Origin of the sequence: Rahnella sp. JUb53 (assembly GCF_004346065.1) — a bacterium.
Lineage (GTDB): Bacteria > Pseudomonadota > Gammaproteobacteria > Enterobacterales > Enterobacteriaceae > Rahnella > Rahnella variigena.
The window spans coordinates 137,546-156,240 of record NZ_SLYT01000003.1 but is presented as its reverse complement, the minus strand read 5'-3'; the positions used below and the strand labels follow the sequence as shown (position 1 = coordinate 156,240).

The 18,695-nt window shown below is 52.2% G+C and carries 20 protein-coding genes; 19 read left to right on the top strand and 1 reads right to left on the bottom strand.

The window, feature by feature from the left end; translation table 11 throughout:
* The first annotated feature begins 12 nt into the window (after positions 1–12).
* From EC840_RS08470 to ruvX, 13 genes are all read left to right on the top strand, one after another.
* Positions 13–756, top strand: coding sequence for a fimbria/pilus periplasmic chaperone (locus EC840_RS08470; RefSeq protein WP_132964964.1), 744 nt, complete (start codon positions 13–15; stop codon positions 754–756).
* Between the two features lie 85 nt (positions 757–841).
* Positions 842–1,345: a fimbrial protein gene (locus EC840_RS08465; protein WP_129637926.1), complete on the top strand. Its 504-nt coding sequence runs from the start codon at positions 842–844 to the stop codon at positions 1,343–1,345.
* Positions 1,346–1,434: 89 nt separating this feature from the next.
* The gene (locus EC840_RS08460; RefSeq protein ID WP_132964962.1) at positions 1,435–4,128 is read left to right on the top strand and encodes a TcfC E-set like domain-containing protein; all 2,694 of its coding nucleotides are present in this window, start codon (positions 1,435–1,437) and stop codon (positions 4,126–4,128) included.
* The gene (locus EC840_RS08455; RefSeq protein WP_132964960.1) at positions 4,125–5,237 is read left to right on the top strand and encodes a CfaE/CblD family pilus tip adhesin; all 1,113 of its coding nucleotides are present in this window, start codon (positions 4,125–4,127) and stop codon (positions 5,235–5,237) included. The genes EC840_RS08460 and EC840_RS08455 overlap by 4 nt, the downstream gene beginning before the upstream one ends.
* Before the next feature lie 12 nt (positions 5,238–5,249).
* Complete coding sequence (locus EC840_RS08450) at positions 5,250–6,398, top strand: CfaE/CblD family pilus tip adhesin (RefSeq protein ID WP_129637923.1); 1,149 nt, start codon at positions 5,250–5,252, stop codon at positions 6,396–6,398.
* A gap of 55 nt (positions 6,399–6,453) precedes the next feature.
* Positions 6,454–7,203 (top strand): fimbria/pilus periplasmic chaperone, encoded by a 750-nt coding sequence (locus EC840_RS08445; RefSeq protein ID WP_129637922.1) that lies wholly within the window; start codon positions 6,454–6,456, stop codon positions 7,201–7,203.
* A 308-nt stretch (positions 7,204–7,511) separates the two neighbouring features.
* Positions 7,512–8,906, top strand: a complete 1,395-nt coding sequence (locus tag EC840_RS08440; protein WP_113878353.1) for a sugar porter family MFS transporter — start codon at positions 7,512–7,514, stop codon at positions 8,904–8,906.
* 90 nt (positions 8,907–8,996) lie between these two features.
* Positions 8,997–9,518, top strand: coding sequence for a SprT family zinc-dependent metalloprotease (locus EC840_RS08435; RefSeq protein WP_132964958.1), 522 nt, complete (start codon positions 8,997–8,999; stop codon positions 9,516–9,518).
* A 92-nt stretch (positions 9,519–9,610) separates the two neighbouring features.
* A complete protein-coding gene (gene endA, locus EC840_RS08430; RefSeq protein WP_120161005.1) occupies positions 9,611–10,324 on the top strand; it encodes a deoxyribonuclease I in 714 nt (237 codons plus the stop codon).
* Positions 10,325–10,425: 101 nt separating this feature from the next.
* Positions 10,426–11,157, top strand: coding sequence for a 16S rRNA (uracil(1498)-N(3))-methyltransferase (gene rsmE / locus EC840_RS08425; RefSeq protein WP_112289006.1), 732 nt, complete (start codon positions 10,426–10,428; stop codon positions 11,155–11,157).
* A gap of 11 nt (positions 11,158–11,168) precedes the next feature.
* Complete coding sequence (gene gshB, locus EC840_RS08420) at positions 11,169–12,119, top strand: glutathione synthase (RefSeq protein WP_112289007.1); 951 nt, start codon at positions 11,169–11,171, stop codon at positions 12,117–12,119.
* 130 nt (positions 12,120–12,249) lie between these two features.
* A complete protein-coding gene (locus EC840_RS08415) occupies positions 12,250–12,813 on the top strand; it encodes a YqgE/AlgH family protein (RefSeq protein ID WP_112289008.1) in 564 nt (187 codons plus the stop codon).
* Positions 12,813–13,241 carry a Holliday junction resolvase RuvX gene (gene ruvX / locus EC840_RS08410; RefSeq protein WP_013576828.1) on the top strand — a complete coding sequence of 143 codons (429 nt, stop codon included), beginning with the start codon at positions 12,813–12,815 and terminating at the stop codon, positions 13,239–13,241. The genes EC840_RS08415 and ruvX overlap by 1 nt, the downstream gene beginning before the upstream one ends.
* Here ruvX and EC840_RS08405 read toward each other — a convergent pair.
* Complete coding sequence (locus EC840_RS08405; protein ID WP_132965216.1) at positions 13,232–14,269, bottom strand: type IV pilus twitching motility protein PilT; 1,038 nt, start codon at positions 14,267–14,269, stop codon at positions 13,232–13,234. The two genes, ruvX and EC840_RS08405, sit on opposite strands and share 10 nt — an antisense overlap.
* A gap of 22 nt (positions 14,270–14,291) precedes the next feature.
* On the opposite strand from EC840_RS08405, the gene EC840_RS08400 reads away from it, so the two are divergent.
* The 6 genes from EC840_RS08400 (at position 14,292) to hemW (ending at position 18,667) form a co-directional block, all read left to right on the top strand.
* Entirely contained in the window at positions 14,292–15,011 is a 720-nt protein-coding gene (locus EC840_RS08400) for a YggS family pyridoxal phosphate-dependent enzyme (protein ID WP_132964956.1), read from the top strand.
* A 72-nt stretch (positions 15,012–15,083) separates the two neighbouring features.
* Entirely contained in the window at positions 15,084–15,905 is an 822-nt protein-coding gene (proC, locus tag EC840_RS08395; protein ID WP_132964954.1) for a pyrroline-5-carboxylate reductase, read from the top strand.
* 158 nt (positions 15,906–16,063) lie between these two features.
* A complete protein-coding gene (locus EC840_RS08390) occupies positions 16,064–16,618 on the top strand; it encodes a YggT family protein (protein WP_013576832.1) in 555 nt (184 codons plus the stop codon).
* Positions 16,603–16,908 carry a DUF167 family protein YggU gene (yggU, locus tag EC840_RS08385; RefSeq protein ID WP_112289012.1) on the top strand — a complete coding sequence of 102 codons (306 nt, stop codon included), beginning with the start codon at positions 16,603–16,605 and terminating at the stop codon, positions 16,906–16,908. The genes EC840_RS08390 and yggU overlap by 16 nt, the downstream gene beginning before the upstream one ends.
* Positions 16,909–16,929: 21 nt before the next feature.
* Entirely contained in the window at positions 16,930–17,538 is a 609-nt protein-coding gene (locus EC840_RS08380) for an XTP/dITP diphosphatase (RefSeq protein ID WP_132964952.1), read from the top strand.
* Positions 17,531–18,667: a radical SAM family heme chaperone HemW gene (gene hemW / locus EC840_RS08375; protein WP_112289014.1), complete on the top strand. Its 1,137-nt coding sequence runs from the start codon at positions 17,531–17,533 to the stop codon at positions 18,665–18,667. Before EC840_RS08380 ends, hemW begins: the two co-directional genes overlap by 8 nt.
* Positions 18,668–18,695 lie beyond the last annotated feature (28 nt).

The following is an 18,695-nucleotide window of genomic DNA, read 5'->3' as shown; positions in this document are numbered from 1 at the left end:
GAGAAAATGACAATGCCATCAACCAAATTAAAATCATTAATAATGATTTTAGCGGTCTCCCCATTACTTTTATCAGCATCATCATTTGCAGGAATAAGCGTCTATCCTATTTCGGTCCCGATGCAAAAAAGTGGTGGCGCACAAATTAGCGTAACGACAAACTCCGCTACCACGGAATATGTAAAAACGACCGTAAAGAAAATTAATAACCCGGCAACGCCACAGGAAAATGAAACGACAATCAGTCAGTCCTCAGGAAACGGTATTGTTGTTACCCCGGAGAAATTCGGACTTGCTCCCGGCACCACCCGAATTATACGTATGATAAATATTCAGCCACCGCAAACAGAAGAGGCATACCGTGTTTATTTTGAGGGTGTGCCGGGGCTGAATAATAACAGCGATAAAAAGGATCAGAAACAACCGGCTAAGCTCGGCATCAGCATGATCTGGGGCGTACTGGTTACCGTCCCGCCAGCTGTACCGCGACTGGACTTCACGCTGGACCCGGTGAGCCGCGTGGTCAACAATACCGGCAATATACATCTGAAGATTAACAGTATCGGTTTATGCCCTCAGCAACTTACTGATGATGGATGTAAATGGAGCAAACCGGTTAAAAATAGCATTTACCCAAATCAGCACGCCACATTAGATCCTGCCCTGTTTAAGGGGGATGACTATAGCGTGGTGAAGGTGAAGTATTCCAACTGGACAGATAAATCCGCTGGCGTAAAAGAATTCAGTGCAAAATAGACATTCTATTTTTCACAAGTAATAAAGAATAACTCTCGTTATAAACCCTGCATATTGATATGCACCTCTCTATTAAGGAAGTAAAATGAAATCATTTATCAAACCATTGATGGCTACTGCAATTATGGGCCTGGCTATTAACGCTTATGCTGTTCAGAAAGATATTACTGTTACTGCAAACGTGGATGCCACTCTGGATATGACCACTGACACGGGTGATGTATTACCCTCTACGATGGAAATGGGTTATATGCCTGGCGTGGGTCTGGAACCTGTTACCCAGATGACCAAAATCTATTCTAACGATGCAGAGAAAGATGTGAATATCAGCCTTGCGGGTGATCCTCAATTAATGGATACCGTCGGCGTGAATCAAAATATCGCATTAACCGTAAAATACGGTGATCTGATTCTGTCTCAGGCACCGAAAGTTATGACAGCCTCTCATTTGTTCCCTACGGGTGACACGACCAATGGTTCCATCATTCAGCCACTGAAGATCAGCCAGTCCACTCAGGTGCCCGTTGCTTCCGGTAGCTACAGCGGCGTTGTCAGCGTTGTACTGACTCAGGCAACTGAAACGCCATAAGCGTTCACCCCGCCAAAATGACTCCTCATCGGCCTGTAAATCAGGCCGATTCTTTTCCCCCTATCAGATTTTTGAATAAAGGAAAAATAATGAAACCCAATCTGAAAGTGTCCCTTTGCTTTCTGGCAATTCATTTTGCTTTATTCAGCAATCTTGCTTTAGCTGGCTCTGACGTACCTCCCGGCTTTGAAGAGCTGGTCTCAGGTCAGAACGTCTGGCTTAACGTCAACCTGCTGGGTCAGTCGGCCGGATTATTTGAAGCCAACGTTACGCTGGAAACCGTCCAGTTCAAAGACCCGCAGTCGGTGCTTAAAGCCTTAAATCTGCCACTGAAAGCCGGTACGCCGGAATATCAGCAGATGCTGGCGGCATTATCCGCCCCGCTTCCACGACACGGCAACCTGGCATGTGGCAGCAACGCCAATGCCAAAGGTTGCGGTTATCTGGAAACTGATTCTCTGGCTCTGATTTATGATGAAAATAACAGCGCAGCGGACGTTTTCGTCAGTAAAAAACTGGTGCCGGAATCCGGCGGTAAGACCCTTTATTACACCCCGACCGCACAGACTGAAAATGCGTTAATTCATCAGCAAACCCTGAACATCGCGGCGCAGGATGAATATCAGAGCCTGTCATTACAGGGCTCCGGCGCACTCGGCGTGCTGACCAATGGCTATGTCGGTTTTGACTGGTCACTCGATTCATACAAAAGTGACGACAGCGACAGCCAGACGGTTTCCGTCGATGACCTCTATTTCCGCCAGAGTTTAGGCAAACGCCATTATGTGCAGGCCGGACGGATGGACTCACGTGATCTCTCCAGCAATCTTGGCGGCAATATCAGTTTCTCGCTGTTGCCGCTCAATGCGATCGATGGTGTGCGTGCCGGGAGCTCCCTGAGCTACCTGAATCTTGATGAAGCCAGCAAGGGTTCCCCGCTGGTGGTACTGCTTTCCAGTAAATCCCGCGTGGATGCTTATCGTGGCAATCAGTTGCTCGGCACGTTCTACCTCAATAACGGTTCAAATACGCTGGATACCGGCAACTTCCCGAGCGGAAGTTATGCCGTCACCCTGCGAATTTATGAGAATAACCAGCTCGTGCGCACAGAGACTCAGCCGTTTACCAAAACCGGCGGGATCAATGACGGGCACATGCAATGGTTTATACAGGCCGGTGAAACAGCAGATAACAAAGTCATCAGCTCTACTGATGACGAAGACAATGACAGCACGTCGCGCAAACCTGTGATGCAAGCCGGGGCGCGTCTGCCGGTATTTGCCGAACTGATGGCCACCGCGGGCGTCGCGAATACTGATAATGAGAATTACGGTGAAGCGGGTCTGCAATGGACGCACGGTTTTAACGGCAAACTGATCGACGGCGTACTGGATATGCAGGCCAACGTTTTCAGCGGCACCGACGGTTCGAAAGGTAACGTGGAGCAAATCAGCTACAACGACGGCTTTTCCATGAGTGTCTATCGCAATGCCGCCTACGGTAAAAGCTGTACCAGTGCCGATGTCGTGGAAAATGATTACGCGGATATTGGCTGCTACGAATCCGTTAACGCCACACTTTCCGTGCCGGTCAAAGGCTGGTCCGCCTCGCTCGGCTATACGTACAACAAAAATACCAGCCTCTCGCCCGACTCGTCGTCATACGATCCTTCAAAGCCTTTTGAAGACAATATGATCAATAACACCGAATCGCAGAGCACCTCCAACACCTTGCAACTCAGCCTGAACAAAAGTTTCAACTGGAAGCAAATGAACATCACCACGCGATTCGGCGGTTACCGCCGTCAGAGCAGCAGCGACAGCGATAGCGACAAAGGTGTTTACGTGGGCTTCTCCCTGTCACGCAATACGCCAAAAGATGCGCAGCTTCACAGCAGCACTACCTCCCTTAGCACGGATTATCAGGGCAGCCAGAATGGTGATGCACAGATGACGTACAACGCCAGCCAGAACTGGGACTGGGGCAGCAATAACGATCGTGAACTGGGTATTGATGTGGGTGGCACGGATACCGATAACGCTAACGCGTCGGTTCACGGCCGTCTCAATGGCCAGTATGGCAATGGCGAACTGACCGTTTCCGACAGCTATGACAATGAGCAAAAAACGCATCAGGGCGCGGTGACCGGCAGCTACAGCTCTTCCGTTGCCGTCTCCAAATCCGGCTTCTTCTGGGGGCCGGGCGGTACGGGTTCACCGGGCGCAGCCGTGGCAGTAAAAGTCAAAGGCAGCGAAGAAGAAGATCCGGATGCAGCGGATGACGCGCTGATCGACGTTTCAGTACAGGGCGGCGGCGCGGCCCACATGAAACAGAACAGCAAAGCACTGTTCCCGGTCACCGGTTTTGAAGAAGGCAAAGTCTCGGTCAATGAAAGCCGTGATGTCAGCACCGGCAGCCAGGCCAGCATTACTCAGGGCGCAGGGAGTCAGAATTTATTCCTCCTGCCGGGGAAAATGAAACTGCGTGAAGTGACGATGGAATCGCATTACACCTATGTCGGCCAGTTGGTGACGGCGACAGGTGAACCCTTGAATACCGGCACGATGCTCAATGCCAATGCCTTCAGCAGTTCGGAAGATGGCGGCTTTACTGCAGAGATGACCTCATTAGCGAAAACGCTGTATGTCAAAAACGGCGAGCAAAATTACCAGTGTGCGGTCACCGTACAATCAAGCCGCGATGTGGTGCGCTATGTGGGTAAAACATTGTGCAAACCGGTACAGCCTGCTGATTTACCTGTAAATATTCGGAAAGTAAAATGAAATTAGCTTCAAATTTAATCTGCATGCTGCTCTTGATGAGCGCCCAGCTAGTGATACCGTCATTTACTTATGCTGCTGCGGTTGAACCCACTGGACGCGATACGACGGTTAGCACCAGTTATGATCTTTCTTCATCGCCATCGAATTTTAATATTTGGACGCATGAAACGGGGGGATATGACCCCGATAATCCAGGATTGTGGGGCAGGAATAACTGGCGTTGTTTATCCAACACGTCACCTTCTACCGGACAGTGCAAAAGCGGTGAAGCCAAAAGCTCACAGGGTGACTGGGGTGCGGGAGGAACGACCACTATCCCGACCCTGTTCACGGAAAAAAGAACAGGACTTCAGGCCGTTATAAACCTTGAAGGCTATCATATTGGCGCAGCAGGTAAAATTCAGGTCACTGCTGCTGATAGTGGCGGCTCCGGTTCTGAAGAGTTTTTAAATATTTATATCACCGCAGCTGAGTTAAAAAAAATACCTGTCGGCGGGATTTGGGAAGGCACACTGGCTCTTGATTTATGGCAATGGTCGCCCGGAAAAAAATTGGCCAGATGGACGGGTCACATCACTCTCCACGTCACCGACAATAATAACCAGCAAATCTATTTACCTGAATTTGGCGAAGCCGCACCGCGCGTGGACCTTAACATGCGCCCGTTGCCGGGAACCGGGGGTAACCAAACGCAAATGAATGGGGCTGCTACTATAGATATGTGTTTATACGACGGTTATGGCTCGAACAGTACCAGTTTCACCCTGAAATTTGACGATCAACAACAGGGTACGAAGGAACGCAATAACGCCTATTTTTCCATTTATTCTGACCAGGGTGACGTCAATCAGGACTCAGGCAGGATTGATTATTATGTACGAATGCAGGCACCCGACGGTAAATACATGAGTATGATACGCGGTGAGGATGTGGTGATACCGGATATTCAGACAGCACACATCAGGCCGGTGCATCTGCCCGGGATACCGCAGGCGGTTTTGTGTATCCCGGCGCCGCTGGAACTCAGCACCAAAACCATTGATATCAACAGCAAACAAGCCGGACATTATACCGGACACCTGATTGTGAACTTTACCTCGCAACTTTAGGGCGCTCTCTAAATGGATAGAAAAGAAACGTACTTTTTCGTCACTCTATTACTCCTGTTTAGCGCCCTGACAATAACGCCAGCGAAGGCTCAACGGATTGAACCCACTGGCCGTGAAACTCCGGTTACGGCTACATTTGATAAATCCAGCGCGCCTTCGCAAATTGACATCTGGAAAGATGAAAGCGGGGGCATCGATTCTGATAATGATTCGTTATGGGGCAGGAACACCTGGGTATGTTTGTCCTCCTCAGACCCTGCCACCGGGCAGTGCAGGACATCGGTCACAGGGGTGCAAGATGGCAATACTACTATCCCTATTGTCTTTACTGAGCAAAGAAGTCACCTGACACAAGTCATTAACCTGACGGGATATCACAATATCAGTGTCTCAATCGCTAACGGTTGCTGGAGTGCAGGAGTTATAGGTGGCCCTTATCAGGTTTATGCCGCCATGGAAAAGAATTGCGGCGGTGTCCAGAATAACGATGAATCGTTATTAACTGTTTACGTGACCAGTCAGGAGATGCAAAAACTCCCTTTCGGGGGTATCTGGAAAGCGGAATTAAAAATGAGCTTAATGCAATGGAGCCCGACGATTAAGCTCGCAGACTGGAACGCCCATATCACCCTCAATGTCACCGATACCAATAATCAGCAAATCTACTTACCAGAATTTGGCGAAGCCGCACCGCGCGTGGACCTTAACATGCGCCCGCTGCCCGGCACTGGCGGTAATCAGACGCAAATGAATGGCGCGGTAACGATAGATATGTGTTTATACGACGGTTATGGTTCGAACAGTACCAGTTTCACCCTGAAATTTGACGATCAACAGCAGGGTACGAAGGAACGCAATAACGCCTATTTTTCCATTTATTCTGACCACGGTGACGTCAATCAGGACTCAGGCAGGATTGATTATTATGTGCGGATGCAGGCACCCGACGGTAAATACATGAGTATGATACGCGGTGAGGATGTGGTGATACCGGATATTCAGACAGCACACATCAGGCCGGTGCATCTGCCCGGGATCCCGCAGGCGGTTTTATGTATCCCGGCGCCGCTGGAACTCAGCACCAAAACCATTGATATCAACAGCAAACAAGCAGGGCATTATACCGGACACCTGATCGTGAACTTTACTCCGCAACTTTAGACGATTCTCAGGACAACGGATTGCACCTCATCAACGTCTCCACGTAAGGATTTTTATGCGCAGGTCACAGACACAATGGCCGGTCTCCGGTCTGAAAATACTCCCGCTAATGATGCTGGCGATGCCTGCCTTGTGTTTTGCCAATATCACCGTTTCACCGATGAAAGTGACGCTTAATGAGAGACATGCAACGACGCTGGTCATCAGTTCGAAAAGCGAAACGACGCAATATATTCAGGGAAAAATCACCGAAGTTCACAATCCGGGCACTGCTGAAGAAAACGAAACGCCCGCACCGCAAGGCGCGCAAAATAGCCTGGTGGTTTCACCGCTGAAGTTTGGCTTGCCTGCCGGTAACAGCCAGCAGGTGAGGATCGTCGGTCTGGGTGAAAGCAATGAAGAAAAAATCTATCGCGTTCATTTTCAGTCGATGACACCGGAAGAATTTAAAAATACGGAGAGTAATAAAAACTTCACCAGCGAACTGAGCCTGACCATTGTCTGGGGCGTGGTAGTGATGGTGCCGCCCGCAAAACCGGTCGCCAGATTGGGCTGGGATGCTTCCGCTCAGCAAATCACCAATACGGGAAATATTCATCTGTTAGTGAATCGTATCGGACTGTGTGACAGCGACAAACCGGCGGCGAGCTGTCAGTGGAAAACCCTGAAAAAAAACGTCTATCCGGGCAAGCCATACCCTCCGGCCTTAACATTTTCTGCTTCAGCATCGTCTGAAAAAGTTCGAATCGAGTATTTCAACGATTACACTCAAAAGCAGGAAGTGGAGAATTTTCCGTTTAAGTAATTGCCATAATGAAAACGGTTACAGGACATAACTTGTTATAAATTAATTGGTTATTTGTATATGTAAAAGTTTGAAACACTGTATTGATTGATATAAATCAATTTTCGGGCTATTACTCTGCGGCACATCCCCTTCCTGTTACGCTATCCGTTTGAAACCCTTCAAAAACAAGACACCCAATCACACCTATAAGTGTAAACGATTACAACACTGTGAGCGGGTTCACGTTAAGCTGTGCGCAGGGTAAATAACATAACAGCCTAAGCATTATTACAAACTCAAAACGATTGCATTATTTTGGAGACCGGATGAACAACTCAACTTCGACCAAAGGAAAACGCTCGAATAAAAGCGTCACTTTCTTTGTCTGTTTTCTCGCTGCACTTGCCGGACTGCTGTTCGGCTTAGATATCGGCGTTATCGCTGGTGCCCTGCCCTTTATCAGCCATGACTTCCAGATCACAAACCATCAACAGGAATGGGTTGTCAGTTCCATGATGTTTGGTGCCGCCGTCGGTGCTGTCGGCAGTGGCTGGCTGAACTTCCGCCTGGGACGTAAATACAGCCTGATGATCGGCGCGGTTTTGTTCGTTATCGGTTCCCTGTGTTCCGCCTTTGCACCCAATGCAGAAATCCTGATTGTTGCCCGCGTTTTGCTGGGTCTGGCAGTCGGTATCGCGTCTTACACCGCACCGATTTACCTGTCAGAAATCGCACCGGAAAAAATTCGTGGCAGCATGATTTCCATGTATCAGCTGATGATCACCATCGGTATTCTGGCGGCGTATCTGTCTGATACCGCGTTCAGCTATACCGGCGCATGGCGCTGGATGCTGGGTATCATCACCATTCCTGCGCTGCTGCTGCTGATTGGTGTCTTCTTCCTGCCGGACAGCCCGCGCTGGCTGGCCGCACGTGGCGATGATGGCAAAGCGCGCCGCGTCCTGGAAAAACTGCGTGATTCCAGCGAGCAGGCAAAACATGAACTGGATGAAATCCGTGAAAGCCTGAAAGTTAAACAAAGCGGCTGGGGACTGTTTGTTAACAACAAAAACTTCCGTCGTGCGGTTTACCTCGGCATTCTGTTACAGGTGATGCAGCAGTTCACCGGTATGAACGTCATCATGTATTACGCACCAAAAATCTTCGGTATCGCCGGTTTCGCCAGCACCTCTCAGCAGATGTGGGGCACGGTTATTGTCGGTCTGGTCAACGTTCTGGCGACCTTCATTGCCATCGGTCTGGTTGACCGCTGGGGCCGTAAACCAACGCTGAAACTGGGCTTCCTGGTGATGGCCGTCGGTATGGGCGTGCTGGGTACCATGCTGCATATCGGTGTCGAATCCGATGCGGCGAAATACTTCTCTATTGCTATGCTGCTGATGTTTATCGTCGGTTTTGCCATGAGTGCCGGTCCGCTGATCTGGGTACTGTGTTCTGAAATTCAGCCGCTGAAAGGCCGTGATTTTGGTATCACTGTGTCCACCGCGACTAACTGGATCGCCAACATGATTGTCGGTGCGACCTTCCTGACCATGCTCGACAGCCTCGGCAACGCCAACACCTTCTGGGTGTACGCCGCGCTGAACGTGGTCTTCATCTTCATCACCATTGCGCTGATCCCTGAGACTAAAAACGTCTCTCTGGAACACATCGAACGCAACCTGATGAAAGGCGAAGCCCTGCGCGACATCGGTAAGTAAGTTAGCAATAAATAAGTTCGCCATTCCTCCCCTGCAAAGGGGAGGAATTCCATATTGCATCTCTCCCCCACCAGATTTATCCTTCGCCAGATGAAAACCTCACGTCTCCCCATCGCCCTGCAACAAGCCGTTATGCGCTGTCTGCGGGAAAAACTCCGGATGGCAAATCAGTTTTTTGGCACCGATTACACGGAGCCGGAAATCACTTATCAGCAACGCGGCACCAGCGCGGGCAGCGCGTACCTGCAACACTGGCAAATCCGGCTGAACCCGGTATTGCTGATGGAAAACCAGCAGCCGTTTATCGATGAAGTGATACCGCACGAACTGGCGCACCTGCTGGTATATCGCAGGTTTGGCCGGGCACCTGCGCCGCACGGCAAAGAGTGGCGCTGGATGATGGAACATGTTCTGGGCGTTTCAGCGAGCAGAACGCACAAGTTCGAAGTCGCCTCCGTGCAAAGCAAAACCTATCCGTATTTATGCGCCTGCCGTGACCATCAGCTGACCGTGCGTCGTCATAATAAAGTGATGCGCAAAGAGTCAGAATACCGCTGCCGCCATTGTGGCGAGCTGTTACGGTTCAATGCTAAAGGCACCACTAACTGCTGATTTTTCAATCACTCATCACGGCAAAGTCTCATTGTCACAGCCCGTGGTATCCGTTACCCTTCCGGCCTTTTAGTCTCAGGTCTTTCAGAAACATGTTTCGTAAAACGTTCTTATCTTTTCTGTTTATCGGTGCGCTGGCACCGCTGAGCGCCTTGAGCCAGTCTGGTCATGCCATCAATAATTTCTCTCAGGCCAAAGCCGCAGCGGTAAAAATTAATCAGGGTGCGCCGACCTTCTATTGCGGCTGTAACATCAGCTGGCAGGGCAAGAAAGGCACGCCGGATCTGCAATCCTGCGGCTATCAGGTTCGTAAAAGTGAACAGCGCGCCAGCCGGATTGAGTGGGAACATGTGGTTCCTGCGTGGCAGTTTGGTCATCAGATGCAGTGCTGGCAGGATGGCGGACGTAAAAATTGTGCGAAAAACGCGGATTATCGTCAGGTAGAAACCGACCTGCACAACCTGCAGCCCGCGATTGGCGAAGTGAATGGCGACCGTAATAATTTTATGTACAGCCAATGGAATGGTGGTGAAGGCCAGTATGGCCGCTGCGAAATGAAAGTCGACTTCAAGGCCAAGGCCGCTGAGCCGCCAGCCCGTGCCCGCGGTGCCATCGCACGCACCTATTTCTACATGCGCGATCAGTACAAACTGAATCTGTCCCGTCAGCAAACCCAGCTCTTTACCGCCTGGGATCGCCAGTATCCGGTCACTTCATGGGAATGTGAGCGTGATAACCGCATCGCCAGCGTACAGGGCAATCACAACCCTTACGTTCAGCAAGCTTGCGCGCAACGAAAAAGCTAACTTAGTATTAGCATGTCATCAGAGCACATTAGCTCGCGACAACGCGGGCTAATCACGCCAAAATAGCCCTCCAGAAAAGACTTTAAGGACAGCAGCCACACATGCGCATACCCCGCATTTATCATCCGGAAACCCTGACCGCTCACAGCGAAATTGCGCTGAGCGAAGATGCCGCCAACCATGTCGGACGCGTTCTGCGGATGCAGCCCGGTCAGGCGATCCAGTTATTTGATGGCAGCAATCAGGTTTTCGACGCCAGCATCACGCAGGTTGATAAGAAAAGTGTGCGTGTCAGCCTGAGCGAAGGCGTGCTGTCAGACAACGAATCCCCGCTGAATCTGCATCTCGGCCAGGTGATTTCACGCGGCGAGAAGATGGAATTCACCATTCAGAAATCTATCGAACTGGGCGTGAACACCATTACTCCGCTGTTCTCTGAGCGTTGCGGCGTCAAACTTGACGGCGAACGCCTGGAGAAAAAATTGCAGCAATGGCAGAAAATTGCCATCGCGGCCTGCGAACAGTGCGGACGTAACCGCATTCCTGAAATTCGCCCGGTGATGCAGCTCGAAGCATGGTGTGCCGAACAGGACGACAGCCTGAAGCTGAACCTGCATCCGCGCGCCAGCCACAGTATTAACACCCTGCCGCTACCGGTGAGCCACGTCCGCTTACTGATCGGCCCGGAAGGCGGTTTATCCGCTGACGAAATTGCAATGACCTCCGGCTACGGATTTACTGATATCCTGCTGGGACCCCGTGTTCTGCGTACAGAAACCACAGCACTCACCGCGATAACGGCCTTACAGGTTCGTTTCGGCGATCTGGGTTAAGAGGAGACCAAATGATCAAGCTTGGCATCGTGATGGACCCGATTTCTTCCATCAACATCAAAAAAGACACCAGTTTCGCTATGCTGCTGGAAGCGCAGAGTCGTGGCTACGAGCTGCACTACATGGAAATGAATTCCCTGTATCTGCGCGGCGGCGAAGGCCGTGCGACCACCAAAAAACTCAGCGTGAAGCAGGATTACGACGGCTGGTATGAGTTCGGCACTGAGCAGGATATCGCCCTGCAGGAACTGGATGTCATCCTGATGCGTAAGGATCCTCCGTTCGATACTGAATTCATTTACGCTACCTATATCCTTGAACGCGCGGAAGAAAAAGGCACGCTGATTGTTAACAAACCGCAGAGCCTGCGTGACTGTAATGAAAAGCTTTTCACGGCGTGGTTCCCGGAACTGACGCCGGATACGCTGGTGACCCGCAATGCGGCTCAGCTCAAAGCGTTCCATAAAGAACACACTGACGTGATCCTCAAGCCGCTCGACGGCATGGGTGGCGCTTCAATCTTCCGTCTGAAACCAGAAGACGCGAACGTTTCGGTGGTGATTGAAACCCTGACCGAACACGGCAGCCGTTTCTGTATGGCGCAAAATTATCTGCCCGCCATTAAGGACGGCGACAAACGCGTTCTGGTGGTCGACGGCGAGCCTGTGCCTTACTGCCTGGCGCGTATTCCGGCGCAGGGCGAAACCCGTGGTAATCTGGCCGCCGGTGGCCGTGGCGAAGCCCGTCCGCTGAGCGAAAGTGACTGGGCGATAGCCCGCACTGTCGCGCCAATCCTGAAGCAAAAAGGCCTGATTTTTGTCGGTCTGGATATTATCGGCGACCGCCTGACTGAAATTAACGTCACCAGCCCGACCTGTGCGCGTGAAATCGAAGCGGCATTCCCGATTTCCGTCACCGGCATGCTGATGGATGCTATCGAAAAGCGTCTGGCTGCCCGATAAACTACCTGGCCGCATAATCTGATGGGTTGTTCAGCAATGCTGGATAACCCACTTTTTTTGCTGCGGATGACGTACTACACTGCCCTCTTAGCTGCATTTCAATTTTCTGAGGTTAAACATCCTGCTTACCATGAATCTACAACATCACTTTCTAATTGCGATGCCTGGCCTGGATGAACCCCAGTTCAAACGTTCGGTCGTCTATATCTGCGAACACAATGAAGACGGCGCTATGGGTCTGGTGATCAACAAACTGGTCGAAGATTTCACCGTTGAAAACGTCCTCGACAAACTGGACATCACACCCGAGCCTCGCGACCCGAACATCCGCCTCGACCGCCCGGTGTTTTCAGGTGGTCCGCTGGCTGACGACCGTGGTTTTATTCTCCACACGCCGCGTGAAGGGTTTGGCTCCAGTATCCGTATTTCGGACAGCACCATGATCACCACGTCTAAAGACGTGCTGGAAACGCTGGGCACACCCGACCAGCCGAAAGATGTGCTGGTGGCGCTCGGGTACGCCGCATGGGAACAAGGCCAGCTGGAAAAAGAGCTGCTGGAAAATTCCTGGCTGACCATTGAAGCCAGCAATGACATTTTATTCCGCACCCCGATTGCTGACCGCTGGCGTGAAGCCGCGAAAATGATCGGCGTTGACGTCGGCCAGCTTGCCACCCATGCAGGGCATGCATAATGGCTAACCGCACGGTTTTTGCTTTCGATTTCGGTACCAAAAGCATCGGTCTGGCCATCGGTCAGGAAGTCACCGGCACCGCCCGCCCGCTGACGTCGTTTAAAGCGCAGGACGGGACGCCGGACTGGCAGAAAATCGAAAAGCTGCTGAAAGAATGGCTGCCGGATCTGGTGGTTGTAGGTCTGCCGCTGAACATGGACGGCACAGAGCAACCGCTGACCGCCCGTGCGCGCAAATTTGCCAACCGTCTGCATGGCCGTTTTGGCGTGCAGGTTGAACTGCACGACGAACGTCTGAGCACCGTTGAAGCCCGTGCTGATTTGTTCGATCGCGGCGGCTTCCGCGCGCTGGACAAAGGCAGCGTGGATGCCGCTTCTGCGGTGATCATTCTGGAAAGCTGGTTTGAGAAGCAATGGAGTCAGTCCTGATCTGCCGCCAGTAATCCTGCGCTTTGCCGCTGCTGGCGGCTTTGGGCAAACGTCTGCATTCCGGCCTGTGCGCCGGTTTGCAGGATATCTGCCAGCTGATGCGTTTTTCCTTCGCGGATCATATTGCACACCGCCGGTGTTGACGTCAGCACTTCGAACAGCGCCACTCTTACCGTTTTTTCATCAGTATTCCCCTCCCCTCCTTTCGGTTTTTGCGCCACCAGTTTCTGCGCGACGACAGCCCTGAGACTGCCCGCCAGCTGTGCCCGTACAAAGGCTTTTTCTTCTGCCGGAAAGACATCAATCAGCCGGTCGATAGCCTGTGTGGCATTGCGCGTATGCAGCGTCGCCAGCACCAGATGCCCGGTTTCTGCCGCCGTCAGCGCCAGCCTGATACTATCGGTGTCGCGCAATTCTCCCAGCAGTAACACGTCAGGATCCTCACGCAACGCGCCGCGTACCGCTTCACTGAATGAACGGGTATGCAGCCCCAGTTCTCGCTGCTGGATAAGGCAATGCCTGCTGATGTGGATAAGCTCAATCGGATCTTCCAGCGTAATAATGTGCCGCGTCGTATGGCGGTTGAGGTAATCAATCATTGCCGCCAGCGTGGTGGACTTCCCGCTCCCCGTTGCTCCGGTGACCAGGATCAGGCCGTCTTCCAGCGTAATGATTTGCTGCAAGATATCCGGTGCCAGCAGCGTTGCCAGTTCAGGACAACGGGCGGGAACCGGCCTCAGCGCCGCAGACAAACCATGCAGTTGCTGAAACACGTTAAGGCGCATCCGCACGCCTTCCGCCAGCGTCAGCGCTTTATCGAATTGCCCGGCCAGTTGCAAAGTCGTCTGTTCTGCGACATTCAGCCACTGGCTGACGAGCTTTTGCATCTGCGATGCGTCGATCAGCGGCAGGTCCTCACAGCGGCATAATTCCCCTCCGATACGCAGCACAGGCCGATTGCCGGTACAAAGGTGCAGATCGGAGGCATTTTGCTTTACACTACGCCCCACTAATCCATCAATATCTATGTTGAAATCCTCCTGAGTCCCTATGAGCATTAGTCAGCAAAACGCTATTGAGCAGAACTTACACAATGTCCGCGAAAAAATCGCAGCCGCTGCACACCTTTGCGGCAGGCATTCAGAAGAAATTACCTTGCTTGCAGTGAGTAAAACTAAACCTGCGAGCGCTGTCGAAGAAGCGATTACCGCCGGGCAGTTAGCATTCGGCGAAAACTACGTGCAGGAAGGCGTGGATAAGATTGCCCACTTTGCCGGACATCAGCCTGCGCTGACCTGGCATTTCATCGGGCCGTTGCAGTCGAATAAAAGCCGTCTGGTCGCGGAGAACTTCGACTGGTGTCATACCATTGACCGCCTGAAAATCGCCCAGCGCCTGAACGAGCAACGTCCGGCGGGTTTAGCGCCGTTACAGGTGCTGATTCAGGTGAATATCAGCGACGAAGCCAGTAAATCTGGTATTGCTGTGGGTGAAATCAACGAACTGGCGATGCAGATTATGGCGATGTCTAACCTGACGCTGCGCGGTCTGATGGCCATTCCGGCCGCAGAAACCGACTATGCGCGCCAGCTGGAAGTCTTCGGTCAGATGCGTGAAGCCCTGAAAGCTTTACAGAGCATTTGTCCGCAGGCAGATACGTTATCGATGGGCATGACCGATGATATGCCCGCTGCGATTGCCGCCGGAAGCACCATGGTTCGTATCGGTACCGCTATTTTCGGTGCCCGTGATTACAGCGCAAAACAGTAACCGCTATCTGTCGGTATACTGCTTTACTATTGATCGGCTCAGTTCAGCCCCCATTAAAAGCAAGGAGCATGAATGCAACATCGCAAAATATGTTTTATCGGTGCCGGTAACATGGCGGGCGCCATCATTTCAGGCCTGGTTGAAAGTGGTTATCCGGCCAATATGATCAGCGTTTGTGCCCCTTCCACCTCCCATCGCGATGCGCTGGCCGCAAAATATGGCGTACAGAGCAGCAGTGATAACAACGCCTGTGCGAAAGCCGCAGATGTCGTTGTATTGTCTGTAAAACCGCAGATGATGGCGGATGTATGTAAAGCACTGCAAAAAGACGTGGATTTTAGCGACAAGCTGGTACTGTCGATTGCCGCAGGCGTCAGCGTGGCGCGCTTCTGCGAGTTGCTGGGCGATAATCTCAACATCGTGCGCATCATGCCTAACACGCCTTCGCTGGTCGGCCAGGGCATGAGCGGCTTGTATGCACCTGATCAGGTTTCGCAGACAGATCGTGATTACAGCGGCGAACTGATGACTGCCGTGGGCAAAATCTGCTGGGTTGATACCGAAGAAGGTATCAACCACGTGATTGCCGCCGCAGGCAGCGCACCGGCGTATTTCTTCCTTTTTATGGAAGCAATGCAGGCCGAAGCGCAGCGTCTGGGTTTCAGTGCTGAAACCGCGCGGATGCTGGTTGAACAAGCCGCCAGCGGTGCCAGCGCACTGGTTGCGGCCAGCCCGGACACGCCATTGTCACAACTTCGTGAGAATGTGACGTCCAAAGGCGGCACGACCTTTGAAGCTCTGAAAGTGTTCACCGACCGACAATTACCGGAGATCGTTTCCGAGGCCATGCAGGCCGCCATTACCCGCGCGCAGGAAATGGAAAAACTGTTCTAATAAGAGCAAATAATAAAATAACACTGCCCAAAATCATTCGTGTTGCGTCAAGGCGGCAACTGAGTCAAATCGCCGGGAGCATACATCAGTATGTGACCGGGGTTTGCGAAGGCAGCCAACGCAGAAGCAGCGCGAAGGATGAAGGGCATAGGAGAATTATGTTAACGCTGACTTTTCTGGTTAAAACCCTCATAGATCTCTACGTGATGGTTCTGCTGCTGCGCATCTGGATGCAATGGGCACGTACAGATTTTTATAACCCGTTTTCACAGTTCGTGGTGAAGATTACTCAGCCGATTATCGGACCACTTCGCCGGATTATTCCGCCGCTGGGCCCGATTGACAGCGCAAGCCTGCTGCTGGCTTTCATTCTTTGCACCATTAAATTCCCACTGCTGTTACTTATCCAAAGCGGCGCTATCTTCTTTGGTCTGAGCAGTCTGCTGATTGGCCTGATAGGGCTGGTCAAAGCCGCGGGTTATCTGGTGTTCTGGCTGGTCATTATCCGCTCGCTGATGAGCTGGGTGAGCCAGGGCCGCGGACCAATGGATTATCTGCTGATGCAACTGACTGAGCCGCTGATGGCGCCAATCCGCCGCATACTCCCGGCAATGGGCGGCATTGATTTCTCAGCGATGGTCGTAATCCTGATCCTGTATATGCTGAATTATCTCGGAATGGATCTGTTGGGTGCGCTGTGGTTCCAGCTTTAAGCCCGGCGTACTGGCAATCTGACGCGCTGGTTTTGCGGCTGGTTATCCAGCCCAAAGCCAGCCGTGACAGCCTTGTCGGTTTGCATGGCGACGAACTGAAAGTCGCCATCACCGCCCCGCCGGTAGACGGACAGGCCAACACACATCTGGTGAAATTTCTCTCAAAACAGTTTAAAGTCGCCAAAAGTCAGATAAGCATCGAAAAGGGCGAGCTGGGCCGCCATAAACAAGTCCGCATTATCCATCCGCAAAATATCCCGACTGAGGTCGCGGTACTGCTCGCAGAATAACGTTTAAGTCAGGACTCTCCCATGCAGAAAGTCGTATTAGCTACCGGCAACGCCGGTAAAGTGCGTGAACTCGCACATCTTCTGGCCGAATTCGGGCTGGACGTGGTGGCACAAACCGAACTCGGCGTTGAATCCGCCGAGGAAACCGGCCTGACGTTCATTGAGAATGCCATCCTTAAAGCCCGCCACGCGGCGGCTGTCACCGGTTTACCTGCTGTGGCAGATGACTCTGGTCTGGCGGTTGATTTCCTCGGGGGGGCGCCGGGGATTTACTCCGCGCGCTACGCAGGCGTTGATGTCTCTGATCAGCAGAATCTCGATAAACTGCTGGTCGCGCTGAAGGACGTTCCACAGGGCCAGCGTAAAGCACAGTTCCACTGCGTGCTGGTCTATATGCGCCATGCTGAAGACCCGACGCCGCTGGTGTGCCACGGCAGCTGGGCGGGTGAAATCACCTTTGCCCAGGCAGGTGAAGGCGGCTTTGGTTATGACCCGATTTTCTATGTTCCTGAGCTGAGTAAAACCGCCGCAGAACTGAGCCGTGAAGAAAAAAGTGCGGTGTCGCACCGGGGACAGGCATTGAAACTGTTGTTTGCCGCGATGAAAGAGGCAGTACAGAAGAATGCGTAAGTTACCGCCGCTGAGTCTCTACATTCATATTCCGTGGTGCGTGCAAAAATGCCCTTACTGCGATTTCAACTCGCACGCGTTAAAGGGCGAAGTGCCGCATGACGATTATGTCGCACATCTGCTGGCAGATTTAGATGCGGATCTGCATCTGGTGGGCGGACGCAGCGTAGGGACCATTTTTATCGGCGGCGGAACCCCAAGCCTGCTGAGCAGCGACGCAATGCAGAATCTGCTCGATGGCGTGCGTGCGCGGTTGCCGCTCGATGCTCACGCTGAAATTACCATGGAAGCCAACCCCGGTACCGTCGAAGCAGACCGCTTCAGCGGCTACCAGCGCGCGGGGGTAAACCGTATTTCCATCGGCGTGCAAAGTTTTGATGCACAGAAACTGGAGCGTCTGGGGCGTATTCACGGCCCTGACGAAGCCAAACGTGCGGCACATCTGGCGACTGGCCTGAACCTGCGCAGCTTCAATCTGGATCTGATGCATGGTTTGCCGGATCAGACACTGGAAGAAGCGCTGGACGATTTGCGTCAGGCAATCGCACTCAATCCGCCGCATTTGTCCTGGTATCAGCTCACTATCGAACCAAATACGATGTATGCCTCGCGTCCGCCTAAACTGCCGGATGATGACGCGCTGTGGGATATTTTCGAGCAAGGCGATCAGTTGCTGACCGCAGCCGGATACCAGCAATACGAAACCTCGGCGTATGCCAAACCGGGCTATCAGTGTCAGCACAACCTGAACTACTGGCGCTTCGGGGATTATCTCGGCATCGGTTGTGGCGCGCATGGCAAACTGACGCAGCCAGACGGGCAAATCCTGCGTACCGTCAAAACCAAACACCCTCGCGGTTACATGCAGGGTCGTTATATGGATAAACAGCATCCGGTGGAAACCGAAGATTTGCCGTTTGAATTCTTCATGAACCGCTTCCGCCTGCTGGAAGCCGCGCCGCGTGAAGAGTTTGGTCTGTATACCGGGCTGGATGAATCGGTGATCCGCGCACAGTTAGACGAAGCGATCGCCAAAGAATATCTGGTCGAAACCGACACGCACTGGCAGATCACCAGCAAAGGAAAGCTGTTCCTGAATTCGCTGCTGGAGCTGTTTTTGGCGGAGTAAGGTTTAGGGGCAAAAAAAAACCGCGTAA

What these genes read in the sequence shown, in the direction of transcription:
- EC840_RS08470 (WP_132964964.1), top strand. Translation starts at nt 13, where the DNA reads ATGCCATCAACCAAATTAAAATCATTAATAATGATTTTAGCGGTCTCC.
- EC840_RS08455 (WP_132964960.1), top strand. Translation starts at nt 4,125, where the DNA reads ATGAAATTAGCTTCAAATTTAATCTGCATGCTGCTCTTGATGAGCGCC.
- EC840_RS08450 (WP_129637923.1), top strand. Translation starts at nt 5,250, where the DNA reads ATGGATAGAAAAGAAACGTACTTTTTCGTCACTCTATTACTCCTGTTT.
- gshB (WP_112289007.1), top strand. Translation starts at nt 11,169, where the DNA reads ATGATCAAGCTTGGCATCGTGATGGACCCGATTTCTTCCATCAACATC.
- EC840_RS08435 (WP_132964958.1), top strand. Translation starts at nt 8,997, where the DNA reads ATGAAAACCTCACGTCTCCCCATCGCCCTGCAACAAGCCGTTATGCGC.
- EC840_RS08445 (WP_129637922.1), top strand. Translation starts at nt 6,454, where the DNA reads ATGCGCAGGTCACAGACACAATGGCCGGTCTCCGGTCTGAAAATACTC.
- EC840_RS08460 (WP_132964962.1), top strand. Translation starts at nt 1,435, where the DNA reads ATGAAACCCAATCTGAAAGTGTCCCTTTGCTTTCTGGCAATTCATTTT.
- EC840_RS08390 (WP_013576832.1), top strand. Translation starts at nt 16,064, where the DNA reads ATGTTAACGCTGACTTTTCTGGTTAAAACCCTCATAGATCTCTACGTG.
- EC840_RS08380 (WP_132964952.1), top strand. Translation starts at nt 16,930, where the DNA reads ATGCAGAAAGTCGTATTAGCTACCGGCAACGCCGGTAAAGTGCGTGAA.
- endA (WP_120161005.1), top strand. Translation starts at nt 9,611, where the DNA reads ATGTTTCGTAAAACGTTCTTATCTTTTCTGTTTATCGGTGCGCTGGCA.
- EC840_RS08465 (WP_129637926.1), top strand. Translation starts at nt 842, where the DNA reads ATGAAATCATTTATCAAACCATTGATGGCTACTGCAATTATGGGCCTG.
- ruvX (WP_013576828.1), top strand. Translation starts at nt 12,813, where the DNA reads ATGGCTAACCGCACGGTTTTTGCTTTCGATTTCGGTACCAAAAGCATC.
- EC840_RS08400 (WP_132964956.1), top strand. Translation starts at nt 14,292, where the DNA reads ATGAGCATTAGTCAGCAAAACGCTATTGAGCAGAACTTACACAATGTC.
- EC840_RS08415 (WP_112289008.1), top strand. Translation starts at nt 12,250, where the DNA reads ATGAATCTACAACATCACTTTCTAATTGCGATGCCTGGCCTGGATGAA.
- EC840_RS08440 (WP_113878353.1), top strand. Translation starts at nt 7,512, where the DNA reads ATGAACAACTCAACTTCGACCAAAGGAAAACGCTCGAATAAAAGCGTC.
- hemW (WP_112289014.1), top strand. Translation starts at nt 17,531, where the DNA reads ATGCGTAAGTTACCGCCGCTGAGTCTCTACATTCATATTCCGTGGTGC.
- rsmE (WP_112289006.1), top strand. Translation starts at nt 10,426, where the DNA reads ATGCGCATACCCCGCATTTATCATCCGGAAACCCTGACCGCTCACAGC.
- proC (WP_132964954.1), top strand. Translation starts at nt 15,084, where the DNA reads ATGCAACATCGCAAAATATGTTTTATCGGTGCCGGTAACATGGCGGGC.